At 66.9% G+C, this 20887-nt stretch carries 21 protein-coding genes; 15 read left to right on the forward strand and 6 right to left on the reverse strand.

Annotation, left to right across the window (positions count from 1 at the left end):
- A partial coding sequence (locus HOV91_RS32855) for a branched-chain amino acid ABC transporter permease (RefSeq protein ID WP_174189151.1) occupies positions 1 to 439 on the forward strand: 439 nt, incomplete at its 5' end.
- A complete protein-coding gene (locus HOV91_RS32860; RefSeq protein ID WP_246351288.1) occupies positions 436 to 1686 on the forward strand; it encodes an ABC transporter substrate-binding protein in 1251 nt (416 codons plus the stop codon). The genes HOV91_RS32855 and HOV91_RS32860, both read left to right, overlap by 4 nt.
- Before the next feature lie 67 nt (positions 1687 to 1753).
- Here HOV91_RS32860 and HOV91_RS32865 read toward each other — a convergent pair whose 3' ends face one another.
- The 4 genes from HOV91_RS32865 to HOV91_RS40655 all read right to left on the reverse strand — a co-directional run bounded on the left by HOV91_RS32865 (position 1754) and on the right by HOV91_RS40655 (position 4392).
- Positions 1754 to 2239 carry a hypothetical protein gene (locus HOV91_RS32865; RefSeq protein ID WP_246351290.1) on the reverse strand — a complete coding sequence of 162 codons (486 nt, stop codon included), beginning with the start codon at positions 2237 to 2239 and terminating at the stop codon, positions 1754 to 1756.
- A gap of 171 nt (positions 2240 to 2410) precedes the next feature.
- Positions 2411 to 3082, reverse strand: coding sequence for a chymotrypsin family serine protease (locus tag HOV91_RS32870; RefSeq protein ID WP_246351292.1), 672 nt, complete (start codon positions 3080 to 3082; stop codon positions 2411 to 2413).
- Positions 3083 to 3259: 177 nt separating this feature from the next.
- Positions 3260 to 4030: an alpha/beta fold hydrolase gene (locus HOV91_RS32875; RefSeq protein WP_438822715.1), complete on the reverse strand. Its 771-nt coding sequence runs from the start codon at positions 4028 to 4030 to the stop codon at positions 3260 to 3262.
- A 230-nt stretch (positions 4031 to 4260) separates the two neighbouring features.
- Positions 4261 to 4392, reverse strand: coding sequence for a hypothetical protein (locus HOV91_RS40655; RefSeq protein ID WP_281371054.1), 132 nt, complete (start codon positions 4390 to 4392; stop codon positions 4261 to 4263).
- A gap of 557 nt (positions 4393 to 4949) precedes the next feature.
- Here HOV91_RS40655 and HOV91_RS32880 point away from each other — a divergent pair.
- Positions 4950 to 5501: a hypothetical protein gene (locus HOV91_RS32880; protein ID WP_174189152.1), complete on the forward strand. Its 552-nt coding sequence runs from the start codon at positions 4950 to 4952 to the stop codon at positions 5499 to 5501.
- 465 nt (positions 5502 to 5966) lie between these two features.
- On the opposite strand, the gene HOV91_RS32885 is transcribed toward HOV91_RS32880, so the two are convergent.
- Entirely contained in the window at positions 5967 to 7325 is a 1359-nt protein-coding gene (locus tag HOV91_RS32885; protein ID WP_174189153.1) for a flavin monoamine oxidase family protein, read from the reverse strand.
- 55 nt (positions 7326 to 7380) lie between these two features.
- Here HOV91_RS32885 and HOV91_RS32890 point away from each other — a divergent pair, with 55 nt between their 5' ends.
- Complete coding sequence (locus HOV91_RS32890; RefSeq protein ID WP_174189154.1) at positions 7381 to 7971, forward strand: TetR/AcrR family transcriptional regulator; 591 nt, start codon at positions 7381 to 7383, stop codon at positions 7969 to 7971.
- 32 nt (positions 7972 to 8003) lie between these two features.
- On the opposite strand, the gene HOV91_RS32895 is transcribed toward HOV91_RS32890, so the two are convergent.
- Positions 8004 to 8606 (reverse strand): TetR/AcrR family transcriptional regulator, encoded by a 603-nt coding sequence (locus HOV91_RS32895; RefSeq protein ID WP_174189155.1) that lies wholly within the window; start codon positions 8604 to 8606, stop codon positions 8004 to 8006.
- A 145-nt stretch (positions 8607 to 8751) separates the two neighbouring features.
- On the opposite strand from HOV91_RS32895, the gene HOV91_RS32900 reads away from it, so the two are divergent.
- From HOV91_RS32900 to HOV91_RS32950, 11 genes are all read left to right on the forward strand, one after another.
- On the forward strand, positions 8752 to 9924 hold the full coding sequence (locus tag HOV91_RS32900) for a spirocyclase AveC family protein (protein ID WP_174189156.1): 1173 nt from the start codon (positions 8752 to 8754) through the stop codon (positions 9922 to 9924).
- Between the two features lies 1 nt (position 9925).
- A complete protein-coding gene (locus tag HOV91_RS32905) occupies positions 9926 to 10744 on the forward strand; it encodes a CbbQ/NirQ/NorQ/GpvN family protein (RefSeq protein WP_174189157.1) in 819 nt (272 codons plus the stop codon).
- Positions 10741 to 12432 (forward strand): nitric oxide reductase activation protein NorD, encoded by a 1692-nt coding sequence (locus HOV91_RS32910; RefSeq protein WP_174189158.1) that lies wholly within the window; start codon positions 10741 to 10743, stop codon positions 12430 to 12432. Before HOV91_RS32905 ends, HOV91_RS32910 begins: the two co-directional genes overlap by 4 nt.
- Positions 12433 to 12458: 26 nt before the next feature.
- Positions 12459 to 13325: an MlaE family ABC transporter permease gene (locus HOV91_RS32915; protein WP_174189159.1), complete on the forward strand. Its 867-nt coding sequence runs from the start codon at positions 12459 to 12461 to the stop codon at positions 13323 to 13325.
- Positions 13325 to 14179 (forward strand): ABC transporter permease, encoded by an 855-nt coding sequence (locus HOV91_RS32920; RefSeq protein ID WP_174189160.1) that lies wholly within the window; start codon positions 13325 to 13327, stop codon positions 14177 to 14179. The genes HOV91_RS32915 and HOV91_RS32920 overlap by 1 nt, the downstream gene beginning before the upstream one ends.
- A gap of 4 nt (positions 14180 to 14183) precedes the next feature.
- Positions 14184 to 15464, forward strand: a complete 1281-nt coding sequence (locus HOV91_RS32925; protein ID WP_174189161.1) for an MlaD family protein — start codon at positions 14184 to 14186, stop codon at positions 15462 to 15464.
- Complete coding sequence (locus HOV91_RS32930; RefSeq protein ID WP_174189162.1) at positions 15461 to 16498, forward strand: MCE family protein; 1038 nt, start codon at positions 15461 to 15463, stop codon at positions 16496 to 16498. The genes HOV91_RS32925 and HOV91_RS32930 overlap by 4 nt, the downstream gene beginning before the upstream one ends.
- Positions 16499 to 16502: 4 nt before the next feature.
- Positions 16503 to 17576, forward strand: a complete 1074-nt coding sequence (locus HOV91_RS32935; protein ID WP_174189163.1) for an MCE family protein — start codon at positions 16503 to 16505, stop codon at positions 17574 to 17576.
- Positions 17573 to 18676, forward strand: a complete 1104-nt coding sequence (locus HOV91_RS32940; RefSeq protein ID WP_246351296.1) for an MCE family protein — start codon at positions 17573 to 17575, stop codon at positions 18674 to 18676. The genes HOV91_RS32935 and HOV91_RS32940 overlap by 4 nt, the downstream gene beginning before the upstream one ends.
- Positions 18673 to 19782, forward strand: a complete 1110-nt coding sequence (locus tag HOV91_RS32945) for an MlaD family protein (RefSeq protein ID WP_174189164.1) — start codon at positions 18673 to 18675, stop codon at positions 19780 to 19782. The genes HOV91_RS32940 and HOV91_RS32945 overlap by 4 nt, the downstream gene beginning before the upstream one ends.
- On the forward strand, positions 19779 to 20887 hold a 1109-nt coding region (locus HOV91_RS32950; protein ID WP_174189165.1), incomplete at its 3' end, for an MlaD family protein. The genes HOV91_RS32945 and HOV91_RS32950, both read left to right, overlap by 4 nt.

Raw genomic sequence — 20887 nt, forward strand, 5'->3', positions numbered from 1 at the left:
GTTGCGGTCGCGCGTGGGGCGGGGGCTGCGGGCGATCCGCGACAACGAGATCGTCGCCGAGATGATGGGTGTACGCCTGGCCTACTACAAGACCCTCGCCTTCGCCTGGAGCGCCATGCTGGCCGGGATCGCCGGGTGCGTCTACACCTGGGTGATCGCCTATGTCTCGCCGGATTCGTTCACCGTGGCCCTGTCGATCACCCTGCTGGCGGGCATCGTCGTGGGCGGTCTGGGGTCGCTGTGGGGCGCGGTGATCGGCGCCGCGTTCGTGATGTACGTGCCGAGTCTGGCCCAGGACGTCAACGACGCCGCACCCGGGGTGATCTTCGGCATCACCGTCATCGCCCTGATGTACATCGCACCGACCGGATTGGCCGGACTCGCCGGCCGCCTCACCCGCCAAACCATCCCCATGCTCGTTCGGAAAGGCGAAAAATGATGGGAACCAGAGCATTTTGGATAGCCGGCGTGGCCGCGGCGGCGATGCTCGCGCTCACTGCCTGCGGCGGTCGCGGTGACACCGCGACCACGGCAGAGGGCGATTGCCAGGGACAACAAACTGTCGGTATCACCGACACCAGCGTCAAACTAGGCGGTGTGTACCCCCTGTCGGGACCTGCCTCGGCCTACGGCGACGCGGGCAAGGGCGTACGCGCCTACTTCGACTACCTCAATGCCGAGAAGGGTGGCATCAACGGTCGCAAGGTGGAATACCTCCTTCGCGACGACAGTTACCAGCCGCCCAAGACCGTGGAGGAAATCCGCCGACTGGTCGAGCAGGACCAAGTGTTCGCGATCTTCCAAACCCTCGGCACGGCTACCTCCTCCGCTGTGTGGGACTATCTGAACCAGCGCAAGGTCCCGCAAGTGTTCGTCGCGGGTGGCGCCACGAAGTGGGGCGCCGACCCCGCCCATCCGTGGACAATCGGCTGGCAGCCCAGCTACCGGTCCGAAGGACGCGCGTTCGCCAGATATGTCCGCCAGGAACGGCCCGACGCGACCGTGGCGGTGCTCTATCAGAACGACGACTTCGGCAAGGACCTGCTCGACAGCTTCCGCGCGGCGGTGGCGGGCAGCGGAGTGCGGATCGTGGCCGAGCAGAGCTACGAGACCACCGACCCGACCGTTGAGCCGCAGGTGCGCACCCTCGCCGGGTCGAAAGCCGATGTGCTGCTGAACTTCTCGACCCCGAAGTTCGCCGCGCAGACCCTCGCCGCCGACGCGCGCGCCACCGAATGGAACCCGCTGCACATCATCACCACCGTCTCGAACTCGGTGACCACGCTCGCGCCGGTCGGTCTGGAGAACATCCAGGGTGTCGTCTCGGCCGCCTACACCAAGGACCCCGCCGACCCGGCCCGCGACTCCGACCCGGCGATGCGGGAGTACAAGGACAAGCTCGCCCGCTACGGCCAGGGCATCGAATCGACCAGCGGCTATGCGATCATCGGCTGGGCGAGCGCGGACAGTTTCGCCAAAACCTTGGCCGCGACGAAGTGCCCCACCCGGGAAGGTCTGCGCGATGCCATGCGCAACCTGGACAATGTGCCGATCGACCTTCTGCTGCCGGGAGTTTCGCTGAAGACCGGCAACGGCGATGCATTCCCCATCGAGGCACTGCAAATCCAGCGCTTGACCGGTGACCGATGGAGCCTCGTCGGCGACATCATCGACACCACGAAGTAGCGAGAATGTCCGGGCCCCGCGGTGCGGGGCTCGGCTTCGAACGCTGCTGACCGTGACCGCCCCGCGCTCAGCTCAGTGTGAACGTCGCCGTACCCGAGATCTGCTCCATCTCCCTGTCGTTCACGTCCAGCGCGACGATGCGAGCCTCCACCCGGCCGACGCCCGGCGCCGTGCCGAAACCGACGATCACGCCGTCCACCGTGTTCTGGACGACACCGTTCACGACGCGGTGCTGCTGCCCGTCCGCATACCCGGAATCCAGGTTCTTGAAGCGAACGGCGACCTTCCAGTCCGAGCAGCTTTCCCCGGTCTGGGTGACGTTCACCCGCACGCCGAACGTGCCAGGCTTCTCCTGCCGCACGGTGACCGCGTCGATGATCGCGGAGCAGCTGGTCGGAACCAGGCGCGTCAGGGTCGGCGAGAACGGAAAGCCCGGGTCTTGCGGAATGGCGGTAGATGGCGCCGCGAGGCCGACCATCCCGGCGGCGGTCACCGCTGCGATGACACCGGCGCGAGCCGAAAACTGTTGCAGCGGCGGGCGATTGAGAGTCATGGACGGTTTGTCGGGTCACCGGCAGCCGTTGTTACCACGTAGTTGCGTTAGAGAAATCACTGTAACATTCGCGAACCCCTCGGCCCCGTACCCAGCCGCTGACAGCCACCTTCGACGAGGCCGTCACCTCGGCAGTCCCGTGTTTCGCGCCTCAGCGCACGTTCGTCAGGATCAGATGGGACGGAATCCGGCGCCGATGTCGTTGCGGGAGTCGATGTCGGCGAGGACGGCGTTGATGTCGGTTCCTACCTCAGGCCCGAGACATCCCATGCCCAGGTAGGCGTTGACCATTCCGACCAGGGTGGAACCGATCACCACCGGCGCGCCGGAATCGCCTTTGAGCACACACATCTGGGTCCAGGTGTCCCTGCTGTCGCCCATCATGTCACCCCAGGCGACACCGCAGGTCTGACCGGTAGTCCGGCCCTTCTTACAGACGACGTCGGGGAACTGCGCGGGAGCGCCGAGCCCGTCGATGCGGAACCCGCCGACCTCCCGGGCGGGAACCACCCGCGCGGGATCGAATTCGATGATCGCGTAGTCCAGTTCGTGATCGGCGTGGACGAAGCGCCCCAGCACCCCGTAGCTGGGATAGGTGAGGGACGTGACGCGCGCTCCGGGTTCGCCGCAATGGCCCGCCGTCAGACCTACCAACCGGCCGTTCGCGTCGTGGCCGATAGTGGTCAGCGTGCATTCGGCGTCGTCATCGATCACGATTCCCGATCCACCGCCCATCGGCGGCAGCGGAAGCTGCGGAACAGCGACAGCCGCGCCTGTGCCGACCGAGACCGGGCCGCAGGCCAGCGCCGCCGTGGCGACAACCTTCATCAGCGAATGAGTCATTGTTCCTCCAACCGGATCCGAGCGGAACTCCCGCGACCCGGCCTGGGCGTACCCGCAACTGCTGTCGACGAACTCGACATCCGCATCGTCTCCCACGGCCGAGGTCAGAACCCACGCGAACTTCGCGCGTCCAGCGGAACTACCCACGCCGGCGCGGCGGAAACCGGACCTCGGAACTCATCCGAGACGCCGTCGAACGTCGCCATGGACCTGTGCCAGGAACTCGTCTGCCAACGGGACGACCTCGGCCAGATGGGTTTCCAGCAGCCAATGTCCACCGTCGAACAGATGCAAAGGAGCATGTGGGAGATCGCGCGTGTACGCGCGGGCCGACTGCTCGGGCATGTACCCGTCGTGGACACCCCACACGATGAGAGCGGGTGGCGCCTGCTCGCGCAGGTACTGCTGTTCCTTCGGAAACCAATCCAAAGTCGACGGCTGATCCTCCAGCAGCCGGATCAGATTCGCCATGCGTTGCGGTGTGCACATCAAATTCCAGTGCAAAGTCCAGAGGTCGGGGCTGATCCGCGCGGCCATCGCGTCGGGCAATTCGCCCAGGAACTCGCTGCGAAATCCTTCCAGGCTGACGTGCTGAGCCAAGCGATGCCGCGATATAGGACCAGGATTGTTCCACAGCTGTTTCAAGAAGTCATATTTGGGACCGAAAGCATCCGCGTAGATATCACCGTTCTGGATGATCAATCCCCTGACTCGATCAGGCGCGGCCACAGCGAGCCGGAAGCCGAACTGAGAGCCGTAATCATGCAGCCAGAGAACATATTGCGTCAGTGCCAACTCGTCCACGAACGCTTGCAGGAACTCGGCGTACGCATCGAAGGTGTAATCGAATTCTTCCGGAGTCGGGGTCGCGCTGTAGCCGAATCCGGGGAGATCTGGAGCTATCAGTCGCCACCGGACACCCAATGTGGCCAGGAGGCCACGATACACGTAGGACGAACCTGGATAGCCATGCGGTAACAACAGGACAGGGGCATCCGCAGGGCCCGCTTCCCGATAAAATGTATCGATTCCGCGTATGTCCGCTCGCCGATGATGAACTGCTGTGAGACCGTTCGACATACTCTGCGATTTGACAGGTTTCGCCTCGGCAAACGCCCGCCCCGCCCGGTGGTGGGTCCTGGCGGTGTGGTCGCCCTGCCCGGCCCTGCGGCGGCCCGTCAGGTCGAGGGATGGCAGCGCCAACCGTTGTCGTATGTCACCTGGAACTGTTCGGCCGCACCGAAAGCGGCTGCGGTGGCAGCGCAGGCCGCCGCCCGCATGGCCGTCGGCTCGGTATCTACCAAACTCATCCCAGCCCACATCAACCGCACCGTCCAGTCGGACGCGTCGATACCGAGCCGGCCGAGTGCGTCTACAGCATCAGCTGCTCCCCCGAGCGCCGCGGCTACCTCTTCCCCGTCCAGCTCTGGCTGCGCGGACGTCGTGTCGGCTGGATCGACCGCCCAAACGACAGCGGAACCGCGAGCTGGATCGGCGCGAGCGAGAACCACCCGGACATGCGCGAAGCCACACCGACCACCACCCTGACGCATCAGCCGGTACTCCCCAACAGACCCTTCACTCGCTGGCATGGGACTTAGTCTCGCCAGGCGATCTCGGCCGGCGCAAGCGTGCCCTTTCGGCGGCGGATACACGCTCCTCCAGATCGAGGCTTTTGCTTCTGCCGGATGCCGACCTGCCTCGGCTGCACTCTTCGGACACTGCGCTTTGCCAGCACAGGCAAGCGTCACTCGCGCAGGGACTCTCCGAGTATGGAAACCTCGGTCGTACCGGGAGTCCTTGTTGTTTCCGCCTGAGAGGCGTCGAGGGGGCTGGTCGGCTGCGTCGAACGTGAGTGGGAGTGAACATGGTGGGGTCGGTGCTTCGGGTCGGATCGAGGCTGTTGGTCGCCGTCGCTGGTGTCGCAGTGCTGGCGGGTTGCGGTTCCGGCAGTTCGGTGGATTCGGTGGCGGAGCCGAGTGGAGCGACGAGCTCGACGGCGACCTCGACGACAGCCGTGCCGGCAGCCTGCCCAGCCCCCACTGTTGATCCCCTGGTTACCAAGGAGTTGAAGACCGCCCTGACAGCGACGCGCCTTCCGGTGAGGGCATGTCTCACTTCCGTGGACGTGGTCGAAAGATCCAACCGCCCGGATGAACTCATGTTTCTCGTCACCCTCCGCGTACCCACGGCGGCAGCACCGGATGATCTACGCCCTATCGCCACCGACATCGCACATCTGTGGAAAGAGAGCGAGCTCGGGCAGAGGACGGACGTGCTGGCAGTGACCAATTGGGGGTATGCCGGAGCGAAGTATCTGGATTACCTCATCGATGAGGACTTCCGGAACCATCCGTGGGACGGGACGCCGACTCACGAAGCCGAGCTGGCGATATGGACGGTCACGTCGAAGGGATAACGCGACTCCCGGGGAGCCGAAAGAAGCCGACGTCAGGCGGCCTACCTGCCGCCGTTGTACGTTCAGGGGTGGCCGTTGACGCACATCGACAGCTATGTGAGCAATCGGCGTGGAACATACCCCGTCCTCGTGCTCACTCCCGCCGGCGACCTGGTGAACGCATTCCATTCCGACTCTCGCACCTCACGGCACGCAGCTGCTCAACCGTGCGCACTGCCGACCGCCGCAGGCGGACCTCCCGGGGAACTCCCCACCGTGGAGCAGTTCGAGAAGTGGCTGGTCGAGCGCGCGGCAGCCTATGTGGAGTAGGCCGGCAGTATCGCTCAGCGCCGACAACACCTTGTGGCCCGTCGGCCTACGACCGCAGGCGCAAAACAGCATCTCGTGATCCTTCCGCGGAGTGGGTCTGGGAATCGAGAACTCATCGGTGGATGCGCTGCGGCCGCTCGATCGGTGGAGCGGCGCTCACGGGGCGGCGGTAGCGAGGATTTCGCGAGCGGCGCGTTGCCCGGATTCGACCGCGCCGTCGATGTATCCGGCCCAGCGGGTCGCCGTTTCGGTGCCGGCCCAGTGCAGCGGGCCGGTCGGCCGGCGCAACTGAGACCCGAAGCGTGTCAATGTCGACGGGGTAGCGAAAGCTCCGTAGCAGCCACGACTGTAGGTTTCGGTGGCCCAGTCCTGTTCGATGTAGTGGACCGGATTTCGCGCTTTGGGGCCGAAGTACGCTGCGAGGTCGTCGAGAACCACATCGCGGCGCTGCTTCGGTGAAAGGCGCGCCGCGGTCTGGGCATGAGTGGCTTCCAGGAAGCCGACCAGGACCGCGGGTTCGGCGTCCGGCGGACTGGCATCGAAGACCGTGCCGAGCGCACGTCGATCGCTGTTGGCCTGCCCGGCCAGACCGTGCGTGCGCCAGAACGGCTCGTCGTAGATCGCGTTGACCTTGATCGTCCAGCCCATCGGCAGACGTTGCAGGAGCTGGGCGCGCTCGGCGGGCAGGCCCGGCGTGAATTGCATACGCGCCAGCAGCGGAGGCGGGACCGCGACGATCGCGTGCCGTGCCCGCCACTGCCTGCTCCCATCTCGCACCCGGACGCCGTTGTCGCTCCACTCGATCTCGGACACCGCAGCGCCGAGAATGACGCGCTCACCCAACTCCGCGGCCATGGCGGTGGACAGCCGCTGGGCACCGCCGACGATCCGGTCCTGCTGCGCACCGCCGCTCGTGTTGATCAGCGAGTCCACGCCACCGCCCGAATGGATGTAGAACTGCGCCCACAGAGCCGACATCTCGTCGGGCTCGGCACACCACACCGCCTCGGTGACCAGTCGGAAGAACGCGCGCCCGGTCGCGGTGTACGAGTGCTCGCGCAGCCATGTTCCGAACGTCTGACCGTCGAGCGCCTTCGCCTGGGGCGCTGTCCACGGTGCCTGCAGTGGCACCCGTCGTGCCGCGCGGTCGAGTCGCCGTTGGGTGAGGCCTATGTCGGCGAGCACGAGCGGGTTGAGTCTCGGTATTCGGCCCTGGTAGCGGCTTATTCGGCCGCCGAACTCGCCGATCTTCAGACCTTCATCGTGCGTGGGGTAGGTGGAAATCCCGAGTTCGGTCAGCAACGCCAGCACTCGGTCCTGGCCCGGACCGACCCACATGCCGCCGACCTCCACGTACGCGGCGCTGCCCGGCACCTCGACGTTGAGGGTTCGCCCGCCCACTCGCTCCCGGGCCTCCAGCACCAGGACGTCGCGTCCGGCCGCCGCGAGCGTGCGGGCCGCCGTCAGCCCGGCCGCCCCGGCCCCAACCACGATGACGTCGGCCAGATTCGACATTCGCATACACCTAACATCTCAGATACATGATGTATGTGAATGTAGTCTGGTTGGCGTGACTGTCAAGGGACGCCGCGCTGAATACGCCGAAGCCACCCGGGCCGCCCTCATCGAGACGGGCCGTCGGCTGTTCATCGAACGTCGGTACGCCGAACTCTCCGCCGACGAGATCGCTCGCGCCGCCCGCCTGACGCGAGGCGCGGTGTACCACCACTTCGGCGGCAAGCAAGGACTGTTCGAAGCCGTGTTCGAGCAGGTCGAACAGGAACTGACCGAACGTCTGACGAGCGCGATCGGTGCGTCGGGCAACACCTGGGACACCGCTGTACATGCCCTGAACGTGTTCCTGGACGAATGCACCGACACGAGCTATCAGCGCATCGTGCTGCAGGAAGGGCCGTTCGCGCTGGGCTGGGATCGATGGCGCGAACTCGACGAGCGGTACATGGTCGGCCTGATCCGCGACTTGGTAGACCAACTGATCCGAGCCGACGTTTTCAAGCCCCGATCCACCGAACTCACGGTCCGCGCAATCTACGGGTTGCTCACCGAACTGGCCTGGAGTATGGCCGACACGTCCGATGGGATGGCGCGGCGTGAAGCGGGAGAGATTGCGCTCGACATGATCAGGTCCCTACGCCGCTAGCGGCGTTCGCCGACCTGCGTCAGGAGGGGAGGTCAGGGCAGTTTGATCGCCGACATGTACATCTCGAGCACCGGCCGGTAGAGGTCGACGTCGTCGAGTTGGGTGCCCAGCACCACCGAGTCGGTGGTGTGCACCAGCACTCGCGCGAAGGTCAACGGCGGGATCGACAGGGTGGCGCCGATCCTTTCCATCCCTTCGATGATGAAACGCGCCAGCGACTCGACGACTTCTTCACGCTTCGCCGCGACCCGTTGCCGAGCCTCCGGATTGCGCAGCAGGTACAGCGTGAATTCCATGCCCAGCGCGGCGTGATCGGCGCCTCGGTCGGCGCTGAGCCTGCGCCACAGCTGCGCGACCTGGTCGAGTTCGTGCGCCCCCACCTGCGAGGCGGCCGCCAGCACCTCGGTGAAGGTGTCGAAATAGCGCTGCCAGTACCAGTCGTTCACCGCGAGGAAGAGCTCCTCCTTGGTCGAAAAGTGCTTGTAGATCGCACCTTTCGTGTAGCCGGCGGCATAGGCGATGTCGTCGAGCGTGGCCGCGGTGAAGCCTTTCTCGGCGAACACCTCCTGTGCGGCATCCAAAAGGAGCCCGCGCGTGTGCTCGAGCCGTCGCTCCCTGGTCCACCGCTCCGCCATACCAGCGAGTATGCCACGAATCTTGGAAACCACTACGAAAGCTAGATTCCCATGGGTATATTTGCATCCGAGCGGCCACCAAGGGCTCTTGCCGATCGGGCCGCCCTCGCTCCGATCGGACTACGACGATTCAGGGGGTAGCGCGATGAGCGCACCAGCAGAGCGAAAGAAGACAGCGACTGTCACCCAATCCCTAGGCGATGCGGCCGATTTGGGCACCAAGGTGCAGTCCACGAGCAAACCGGTCGTCGTCTGGGCGATCATCGGCGGCCTGATCCTGGCGTTCCAGGTCTACATCTGGCTGCGATGGGCCACCGGACCGCACTTCGAGCGGGTGCCCACCGGCCCCAGTGACCCGCCGACCTGGATGAAGACGATCCTCATCACTTGGACGACCGTCATCCTGGTGGGCTGGCCGATCGGCGTCTATTGGTTCATCGTCCGGCCGTGGCGGCGCGAGCGCCGGATCACCCTGGACGGCATGCTGCTGGTGGCCTGCGGGCTGCTGTTCTTCCAGGACCCGCTGCTGAACTACTTCAACACTTGGAGCACCTACAACACCTGGATGTTCAACCGGGGCTCCTGGGTGGCGGAGATCCCGGGCTGGCGCTCCTACGCCGAACCGGGCGCCATGATGGCCGAACCGTTGCTGATGAACGCGGCAGGCTACTCATACGGCGTGCTGCTGTGCACGATTTTGGGCTGCTGGATCATGCGGCGCGCCAAGAAGCAGTGGCCGAATATCAACAACTACGGGCTCATCGGCATCCTGATCGTCTGGACGTTCTTCTTCGACCTCGTCATCGAAGGACTGTTCTTGATGCCGATGGGTCTGTTCACCTACCCCGGCGCCATCCAGTCGCTGTCGATCAACGCAGGCACCTACTACCAGTGGCCGATCTACGAAGGCCTCATGTGGGGCGGCGTCCAGGCCGGTTTGTGCGCGCTGCGGTACTTCACCGACGACCGCGGCCGCACCTTCGTCGAACGCGGGCTCGAACGCACCGGAGGCGGTTTCGTGCGCCAGCAGAGCACGCGCTTCTTGGCAATATTCGCCGCGTGCAGCATGTTCTTCTTCGTCTGCTACAACCTGCCCGCGCAGTGGTTCGCCATGAACGCCGACCCTTGGCCCGAGGACATCCAGAAGCGCTCCTACTTCGACATGGGCATCTGCGGTGAAGGCACCGGCCGGTTGTGCCCCCATCCGGTGCTGCCGATCCCCGGCCGCGACACCGGCTACATCGACCCCGACGGCAAGCTCGTGCTGCCCGACGGCGAGAAACTCCCGGAGATCGTTCCCTTCGAGCGAGGAAACTGACATGTCGATCAGCCAATCATCCGATCTCCTCGCGGATCTGGAGGCACCGTTCTACCGTGCGGTCGCCGACGAGGTGGAGGTCTTCCACGCCGCGGCCCGGCGCGGTTCCCCGGTCCTGCTCAAAGGTCCCACCGGATGCGGGAAAACCCGCTTCGTGGAGGCCATGGCCCACGAACTCGGCCGCGAACTCGTCACCGCCGCCGGACACGAGGACATGACCTCGGCCGACCTGGTGGGGCGATTTCTGCTCCAGGGCGGGGAGACGGTCTGGGTGGACGGGCCACTGACCCGCGCGGTGCGTACAGGCGCCATCTTCTACCTCGACGAGGTGGTGGAAGCCCGCCAGGACACCACCGTGGTGATCCATCCCCTCGCCGATCACCGGCGCGAACTCGCGATCGATCGCCTCGGCACGACAGTGCGCGCGGCACCGGGTTTCCAGCTGGTGATCTCCTACAATCCCGGCTACCAGAGCGTCCTGAAGAGTCTCAAGGAGTCGACCCGTCAGCGTTTCGTGGCCATCGAACTCGACTTCCCTCCCGTCGACATCGAGACCGACGTGGTCGCCTACGAGGCCGGGATCGGTGCCGACACCGCGAGCGCGCTGGTGCGGATCGGCCGCGCGATTCGCCGCCTGGACGGGTCTCCGTTGCGCGAGGTGGCTTCCACCCGGTTGCTGATCCTGGCCGGTGGTCTGGTGGCCGAAGGACTGAGCCTGCGCAGCGCTGTGCAGTCGGCCGTCGTGCGAACGTTGTCCGACGATCCGGATGTCGTGCGCGCCCTCGGTGAACTCGTCGACGCCGTGCTGCCCCGGCCATGAGCAACGCGGAGAATGTGGGGCTCGACCGGTTCCGGCTCCTGGCGACCTACGTCGCAGGCCGGTCGGTCGAGGTCGCCGAAGCGCCGGGGGACGAAGCCGCACACACCAACGGGCAGGTCGTTTTCGTCTCGGCGGGCCGCTCCTACTCTGAGCAGCGCCGGGAGGTGCTGGTCCAAGCCGCTCTGCTGGGAGCGGGAAGCCTGGACCGGCGGTTGGTGCGCACCCTACGGGCGCGTCCTTCGGTAGCGCGGCGCTACTTGGCGCTGGAAGGTAGACGCGTTCTCGCCGCACTCGGTGAGACGCTCCCCCTCGCAGCGAATTTCGGTGCGCACGAGCGGCCCAGCACCCGCACCGCGGAAGAGTCGCTCGAGATAGCCACCGGGCGTGCGTCGGTGGCCGATCCACCCGCCTGGTTCGGAGTGATCAAACCTTCTCGTTTGCTGTCCTCCGCTACGAACCCGGGTGGGCGCCTCACGAACAAGGAGCTGCGCTTGGAGTTCGACCCCATCGACATGCCCGAGGGCGACGACGATGACGGCGACAACGAACAGCTCGGAGACAGCAAGATACTGAAGCTGTTCGAGAATCCCCTGTTCAACTCGCGAGCGCTGTCGGATCAGTTGCGCAAGTTGTTCGGCAATTCCCGCTCCGCCGGAGACGGACCAGCGGGCGCGGAGATGCAAGTTCGCGCGATTCGACGGGTGCGGGAGGTGGGAGCCGCCGCACAGCCGCTGCCCACGCGAATCCAGTTCACCGACGACGGCAAGCCCGGCAGCACACTGGGAGTGGGCGGCGCCCTGCATCCGGAATGGGACGTGCACGCCCAGCGGTATCGGCCCGACTGGTGCCGAGTCATCGACTTCCCGTTGACGGTCGCCGCCGACGTCTCCGCCGCCGGGGTCACGCACGACGATGTGCTGCGGCGACGGCTCTCGCGCATCGGACTGGGCCCCCGGGTGCTGCGCAGCCGCCCCGACGGAGACGAGCTCGATATCGAAGCGCTGATCGATCTAGTCGTCGATCTGCGATCGGGACATTCGCCCGCGGAGAACATCTATCTGGAACGCCGCAAACTCGAACGCAATCTGGGTGTCCTCATCCTGCTCGACGCCTCCGGCTCGGCCACCGACACCGATCCAGAGGGCCTCGCCGTGCACGACCACCAGCGACGCGCGGCCGCCACCTTGGCCCTCACCCTCGAAGAACTCGGCGACCGCGTCGCGGTCTACGCCTTCCGCTCCCAAGGCCGCCACGCCGTGCATCTGCCCGCGATCAAGACCTTCGACCAGCGTTTCGGCGCGGTCGGGCGGGCCCGGCTCAATCAACTGCAACCCGCGAACTACACCCGGCTCGGCGCCGGCATCCGCGGAGCGGGCGAAATCCTGAAAAACGAGGCAGGAACGCCGAATCTATTGCTGGTCGTGCTGTCGGACGGCCACCCCTACGACGACGGCTACGAGGGCCGCTACGCCGAAAGCGACGCCCACAAAGCCCTGGAAGAACTGCGCGCCGACGGTGTGGCCTGCCTGTGCCTGTCCATCGGCACCACGACCACCGCCGACGCGCTGGAACGCGTCTTCGGCTCCGCCAGTCATGCCAGCGCAACCACTCTGAGCGAACTCAGTCCGCGCATGGACGAATTGTTCCTGTCTTCGCTTCGAGAACTCGCCGCACCCCGGCCGCGCTGACGAACACCGAAAAAGCGAGGCTCACAGTGACTCTCGATGAGACCCCGAACCTACATCCGGCCGCGCCCACCGCGGTCGCCGAGATCAAGAACTGGTCGAAGGGCTACGCACGCCGCCATCCGGTCGCGGCGCTACGGACCGTCGGCCGGCAGGTCACGCTCGGGCAGCAGGCACTGCGCCATCTCGTCAGCGATATCGCCGCACGCCGGTTCGCCTTCGACGAGTTCCTGCAACAGGCGGCGTTCATGGTCAAGACCTCGCTGCTGCCGACCGTGGCGGTCGCCTTGCCGATCAGCGCCACGCTCTCGATCCAGTTCGGGTTGCTGGCCGGGCAGGTGGGTGCCACGGCTTTGGCCGGAGCCGCCAGCGGGTTGGCCGTCATCCGCCAATCGGCACCACTGGTCACCGCCATTCTGCTCGCGGCAGCGGTGGGTTCGGCGCTGTGCGCGGACCTGGGCTCCCGCAAGATCCGCGATGAGATCGACGCTATGGAAGTCATGGGCGTCTCGGTGCTACGCCGGCTCGTGGTGCCCAGACTCGCCGCCGGTGTCGTGGTCGCCATGGCCCTGACCGGGACCAGCTGCTTCGTCGGATTCCTCGCCGGTTACCTGTTCAACGTCTACGTCCAAGACGGAACCCCGGGAAGCTATCTGGCCACCTTCTCCTCCTTCGCCACGGCGGGGGATCTGTACCTGGCCATGGTCAAGGGTGCGGTGTTCGGGGTGATCGTAGTGGTCATCGCCTGCGAGAAGGGCCTCAGCAGCCGCGGCGGGCCGGGCGGGGTCGCCGATTCGGTGAATGCGGCCGTGGTGGCCTCCATCGTCGTGCTGATGGTGGTCAACCTGGGCTTCACCCAGATATACACCATGCTGTTCCCGAGGACGACGCTGTAATGGCCACCACCTATCGCCCGCCCGGCGTCCGCACGGTGATCGCGGTGGCGCGACCACCGTGCTACGGGGTCATCCGGCTCGGGCACATGTTCACCTTCTTCGTGCGCGCCGTGGTCGCGATCCCGCTGGCCGTGCGCCACTACCGCCGGGAATCCATGCGCATCCTCTCGGATGTGACCTGGGGCAACGGCTCGCTCATCGTCGGCGGTGGCACCGCGGGGGTGATGATCATCCTCGGAGCCGCCGCCGGGGGCATCGTCGGCATCGAGGGCTTCAACGCGCTGAAACTGCTCGGTATGCAGCCCGCCACCGGGATGATCGCGGCCACCGCCGCGACCCGCGAGCTGGCCCCGATCATGGCCTCCATCGCCTTCGCCGCGCAGGCGGGCTGCCGGTTCACCGCACAGCTGGGCGCGATGCGGATCGCCGAGGAGATCGACGCCCTGGACTCGATCGCGATCCGTCCGGTCCCGTTCCTCGTCTCGACCCGGCTGCTCGCCTCCGTGGTGGCGATGGTCCCGCTGTTCCTGGCCGGGCTTGCCGCGGACTACCTCGCCGTGAAGTTGTTCGTCGGAGTCGTCGGCGGCCAATCCTTCGGCACCTACGACCACTATTTCGACCTGGTGCTCAGCGGCGCCGACATCGCCTACTCCCTGCTCAAAGCGGTCGTCTTCGTCATCGTGACCACCACCATCCAGTGCTACTACGGCTACTACGCGCGCGGCGGTCCGCAGGGAGTCGGCATCGCGGCCGGACGGGCGATGCGCGCGAGCATCACCGTGATGATCACGGTGAACCTGCTGATGACGTTGGCGCTTTGGGGTTTCGACTCCGGATCGAGGATAAGCGGGTAGCGCGATGGCGATCGTTTTCGAATCCGATGACCGGCACCTGTCCAACCCGGGCCTGTTCGTGCGCGGCCTGGCCGTCCTGGCCGTCGTCACAGCCACCGCCGTGGCGATGATCGCGCGATCCGAGGGGGCGTTCACGCGAACGGTCGAAGTGAGCGCGGTCCTGGTCGATGTCGGCGACGGGCTGCCGCGGAAGTCCGACGTCAAATACCGCGGTGTGCTGGTCGGCAGCGTGCGGGAGGTGGTGCCCGCGGCCGGCGGCCGAACCAACACGGTGCGCATCGATCTGATGGCCGAGCATGCCGCCGGGATCCCGGCCACCGTGACCGCGCGCGTCGTACCCAGCAACGTCTTCGCCGTCCCCTCGATCCAGCTCATCGACAACGGCCCCGCCGCCGCGCTGGCGCACGGTGCGCGGATCCCGGAAGACCACAGCCGCGCCGGCGTGCAACTGCAGACCTCGCTCACCGCACTCAGCCACATCGCGGCCGCCGTCGGGCGCCCCGGCTCCGACCCCACCCTCGGAATTTTGGAAACCCTCGAGCGCGCCACTCGCGGCCGAGGGGCGGACGCGCTGGCAGCGGCCACCCAGCTCGAGCGCCTCGTGCGCACCTACACCGCCGAAGCCACCTCCCCCGGTGAACCGGCGCTGCTCACCGGGCTGTCGGAGGCCGTCGCCGGATTGCAGCAGTCCGCACCCGATCTGCTCACCGCCCTGCACGAGGCGGTCGCGCCGATGCGCAGTATGGCCGAACAGCGCGCGCAGCTGGCCGCGCTGCTGACCGGTGGCATCGCGACCACCGGAAGCCTCGGCACAGCGCTGACCAATCGCGGCGACACCCTGCTCGGCCTCACCGGACGGATGGGCCCGGTGCTGCGGATCCTGGCCGCGGGCAGCGACAACTTCGTGCAGATGACAACGTCCCAGACCCGTGTCGCCCGCGTGTTCACCCACGACTTCTGGAACGCCGAGAACCAGAGCGGCACCGCCAAGGTCATCGTCGAACTCACCCCGCACAAGCAATACACCCGCACCGACTGCCCCCGCTACGGCGAACTGGCCGGCCCGAGTTGCGACAACGGCCCTACCGCGGGCCCGCCCGTGATCGGCACCCTCGATCTGCCGGTGAACGGACCCGAGCAACGACGCCGGCTGACCCAGCACTTCGGCCTGCCGCCCGAATCCGGCGGCCTCGCCGACCTTTTCGGGCTGACACCACCGACGACAACAGGCCCCGGCACCGCGCCGCTGTCCCCCACACCCCCGGCAATAGAGGTACCTCGATGAAACGGCCACGCGACCTCATCGGCTTGACCGCGTTCCTGCTGGTGGCCGCGGTCTCGACCTGGATGGTCCACGTGACCCTGCAACGCGACCTCACCGGTGCCACCGACACCTACTCCGCGGTGTTCACCGACGTCTCCGGCTTGCGCGTCGGTGACGACGTCCGGGTCGCCGGAGTGCGGGTCGGCCGCGTCGACACCATCGAGATCCACGGACCGCACGCCGAAGTCACGTTCCGGCTGCACCGCGACCAGACCGTGTACGGCAACACCCTGGCCTCGGTCACTTACCAGAACCTGATCGGGCAGCGCTACCTCGGACTGAGCCTGGCGGACTTCGGCGACCCGGAGCCCATGGCGCCCGGCGCGCGAATCCCGCTCGAACACACCCAGCCCTCCTTCGACATCTCCGGACTGCTCAACGGATTCCAGCCCCTGTTCAGCACCCTCGACCCCCGCGAGGTCGACGATCTGACCTCCGCGCTGATCCGCGCTCTGCAAGGTGACGACGGCGCGCTAGGTGCCCTCATCACCCAGACCGCGACGCTCGCGCAGTCCTTCGCAGGCCCCGACCAGATCCTGGGAACCCTCATCGACAACCTCGCCGCTGTCATGACCACACTGGCCGGCCAAAGCGACGGTTTGCAGACCACCCTCACCCAGACCCGCAAACTCCTCGACGGCCTCGACGCCCGTCGCGACACCCTGATCGCGCAGACCGACCGGATCGCCACCGTCGTCGCCGATGCCGCGGCCGTCGTCGACGGCGCCTCCCCCGCGCTGACGGAGTTCGTGCATCGCGAGCCCGGCTTCGCGCACCATTTCGTCCAGGGTCGAGACCGTTTCGCCTACCTGGGCTTCAACCTTCCCCTGCTGCTGCAAGCCATGGTCCGGGCCACCGACAGCGGCGCCTTCGTCAACGCCTATGTCTGCGACATCGGATTCAGCCTCGTCCCCGGAGTCGATCCGATGATCGCCCAGATCCTGGGCGTCTCCTCCCCGACCGGCCGCCCACAGCACTCCGCCATATGCAGGTGAACCCATGATCGAACGACTGCGCTTCCGCCTCCGCCGACACCGGCATCCGAGCAGCACCGGTTTCGACGCGACCGACGTGGACACCTCGCTGCGCATCGGTGTCACCGCCGTCGCCGCTCTGGCGGTGCTGCTGACCATCCTGGTCGTGCTCAACTCCCTGCACCTCGGGACACGCACCTACCGGGCCGACTTCGCCCAAGCCGCAGGCATCGGCGCGGGAGACGCCGTCACCTGGGCCGGTATCCCCGTGGGCACGGTGACCAGCACCCGGCTGAACGGCGACCACGTCGAGGTCACCATGGCCATCGACAACGACGACGTCACACTCGGCGCCGACACCCGAGCCGCGATCAAACTCACCACGCTGCTCGGCTCCCGCTACATCGAGTTGCGCTCCACCGGCACCGGTGAACTACCCGGCAATCGAATTCCGCTGTCGCACACCAGCGTCCCCTACGACCTCGAGATCGCCCTGCAAGACGCCACCACCACCTTCGACCGAATCGACGCCGACCGGATCGCCGAGTCGATGGCCTCGCTGTCGCGCGAACTGCACGGCGTGCCGGCTCTGATCCCCGGCATCCTGTCCGATGTCCGATCCCTGTCCGGTGTCATCGCCCAGCGCCGCGACCAGATCGGCGCGCTGCTCACCAGCACCAGCCAGGTCAGCACGGTCATCGACCGGCAGCAAGCCGATCTGGCCGCGGTGATCGGCCAGGGACGCACCCTGCTCCAGCAGATCAACGCCCGGCAGGACGCGCTGCGCCGACTCCTGGACGCGACGACCACCCTGGTCCACCGGCTCGAACCGATCGTGGTCGGTGGGCACGGCGAAATCGACCAACTCCTGACCGACTTACACGACATGACCGCCATGATCGCCGCCCACGACGACCTGCTGCGCAACATCCTGCAGATCCTGCCCGTCCCGTGGCGGCTGTTCGCCAACGCCACCGGCAGCGGTCCCGAACTCAACGCCAACGCCCCCGACGGCGCCTTCGTGGACTCCTGGATGTGCGCGTTGAGCGCCACGGCAGTCGCCGCCGGCCACAACCCCTACCTGCAGGACTGCCGATGAGCGTGATGACTTCCACCCTCAAACTGGCCGCGATCGCCCTGAGCGCCGCGGGCCTGACCGGGTGCTCGAACGGCCCCGGCGCGGACACCGCCACCATCACCGCCCACTTCGCCAACGCCAACGGCCTCTACGAGGGCAACGCCGTCTCGGTACTCGGGATGCCCGTCGGTCGCATCACGCGCATCACCGCCCGCGGCACCGACGTCGAGATCCGGATGGACGTCGATGACACGATCACGCTGCCCGCCGATGTGCAGGCCGTCACCATCTCCGACTCCATCCTCACCGACCGCCACATCGAACTCACACCCGTCTACCGTGGCGGTCCCACCCTGCCCGACGACGCGATCCTCGACATCAGCCGAACCAAGACACCGGTCGAGTTCGACGCCCTCCTGTCGATGGCGCAGAAACTGTCGACCTCCCTGGGCGGCGACGGCGACGGCAACGGCCCGGTCGCCGACCTCATGCACCTGGGAGCCGCGGCGACCAGCGGCAACGGCGCCGACATGCGAGCCGCCCTCGGAGAGCTGGCCCGCGCGCTGCGACTCGGCCCCGACCACGGCGCCGCCACCCGCGACGCGATCACCACCGTGGTCACCAACCTCGACTCCCTGACCGCGACCGCCGCACGCAACGACCGGACGCTGCGCGAATTCGGTTCCGCCGTCGCGCGACTCAGCGATTTCCTGGCCGATCAACAGCTCGGCGCCGGCACCACCGGGGCCGCCCTGAACCGGATCATCACCCAGGTAGCCGACCTGCTGATCCGCCACCGAGACAGCATCGCCGCCTTGACGACCGACGCGAACACCGTGTCGACCTCCCTGGCCGCCTACGACTACAACCTCGCCGAATTCCTCGACGTATTCCCCTTGGTCACCGACAACGCCTACAACGCCATCGATCACAACGTCGGCGCGTTGCGCGCCGCGGTCGACATCAACCGGCTGCTGCTCGACGGCCAAATGGTCAAAGAGATCTGTAATCTGCTGCAGCTCCACAATCTCGGCTGCGCCACCGGCACCATGCGCGATATGGGACCGGACTTCGGTATCACCGCGATCCTGGCGGGCCTGGCGGAAAAGAACGTCCGATGACACGACCTGAACACCTGCTGCACCTCGTCGCGACCGCCACCGTACTCGCGCTGTCGGTTACCGGATGCGCCACCGGACTGGATCGGCTGCCGCTGCCCGCACCGGGATCGAGCGGCGAGACCTTCACCCTGACCGCGACATTCGGCAATGCCCTCAACCTGCCGACCAAGGCGAAGGTGAAACTCAACGGCGCCGACATCGGCCAGGTCGAATCCATGTCGGCCCGCGACTACACCGCCGTGGTGACCCTGCGCATCACCTCGACAGTGCGCCTGCCCGCCGGCACTACGGCGCAACTGAGATCTGCCACTCCCATGGGTGATGTCTTCGTCGCGATGAAACCTCCCGTGGCCGTGGAGCCGGGAGCCGCGATCCTCGGCGAGGGCGACGCGATCCCCCTGGAGTCGACCTCGGCCGCCAGCACGATCGAGGAATTGCTCACCCGTGCATCGCTTCTGGTCAGCGGCGGCACCATCGAGCACCTCACCGCGGTGATTTCCGCGCTCGGCGAACACGTCGGAGGCCGCGGCGAGCGACTCGCCGCGCTGCTCGACCGGACCCGGACCCTGCTCGGCATCCTCTCGGCTCGATCCGCCCGGATCGGCGAGGTCCTCCGCTCCGCGGCCGATCTCAGCGCGACCGTGGTCGCCCAGCAGGCCACTCTGACCGATGCCGTCGCCGCGGCGGGACCTGCCGTGCAGGTGCTGGCCGAGAACACCGACGCATTGCTCACATTCGTCGACCGCATCGACACGATCACCGCCCAGCTCGCCCGGTTCCCCAGCATCCAGGGCACCGACGACACCGGCATGATGGCCGACATCAACCGGCTGGCTGCGGGTCTCAACGCCGCGGCGGTCAATCCGGAAGCCGATCTGGACGAGCTGAACACCATGCTGGGGATTGTCATCAAGATGATCAGCGGCCCGAACGGCCACGTCGATGTCGACGTCGCCCAGCTCGCCGTCGGCGCCGTTCCCGACCCCGGATTCCCCGGCACACCGGGCGCCAGGCCGCCCGACCAGACGGACTGGACGGCCTTCGTCGGCTCTTTGCGACACATGCTCGATCGCCTCGGCACACGGCTGGAAGGCACGCCGCGATGACTACGAATTCGCACCCCAGCAGATGGGAAGGACCCGCCCGGCTGCTCGTCGGCATGGTCGGGCGCGCGCACCGACACCGGCTCGCGATATCGCTGGCCGGTCTGCTCGCGATCCTCGCAGGCGCCTGCGGGTATCTCGGGCTGGGCACGCTCCGGATCGATCCGTTCGACAAGCCGTATCGCGTGCGCGTGGAACTGGAGCGATCCGGCGGGCTGCTCCCCGGCCAGGACGTCACCTTGCGCGGAGTCCGGGTCGGGCGCGTCGAGTCCGTGTATGTCGCCGGTGCGAAGGTCATCGCCGTCGCCGCCATCGCCGAGCACGTGCGCATCTCGGCATCCGGTCAGGTCCGGGCCGCAGCCCTGTCCGCAGCCGGTGAGCAGTACCTGGACTTCCTGCCCACCCGCGACGACGGTCCCTACCTCACCGACGGCGCCGTCGTCACCGCCGACCGCACCTCGACCCCGGTCCCGCTCTCGGAGATGCTCGAAAGCCTCAGCGGCACACTGGCTCAACTCGATCCGATCCAGCTCGCGGCGATATCCCGCGAACTCGGTGTCGGCCCGGCAGGCCCCGACAAGCTGGCCGCGATCATCGACGGCGGCACCTTCCTCGTCGCCACCCTGGACGCGATCCTGCCGCAGACGGTGAATTTGCTGCGCAACAGCAGAGTCGTGCTGGCGACCCTGCACGACGGGCGCACCGCCCTCGAGTCCACCGCGGCGAATCTGGCCGTCAGCCTCGGCGGGGTGTCCGCGATGACCGGCGGTTACGAACAACTCCTCGCGCGGACACCGCCGATGCTGTCCACCCTCGATGCCATCCTCGCGCAGAACTCCCCGACCATGGTCCAGCTACTGGGCAATCTGGTCACCGTCTCCCAGGTCGCCTACACGCGCATCCCCGCGCTCGAGGAGTTCTTCTTCCCTCGGCAGCGCGCGGGGTCGGCACTCGACGCCGTCGCCTCGGCGTTCCACGACGGCGGTGTGTGGGCGCTGGCCAGTATCTACCCTCGCTACGCCTGCGACTACGCCACCCCGCGCCGCCCCGGTTCGGCACCCGACTACGCCCCGCCCTACCTGCACGCCGACTGCACCGACCCCGATAC

This window comes from Nocardia barduliensis, from assembly GCF_013315795.1.
In the GTDB taxonomy this organism is placed as follows: Bacteria; Actinomycetota; Actinomycetes; order Mycobacteriales; family Mycobacteriaceae; genus Nocardia; species Nocardia barduliensis.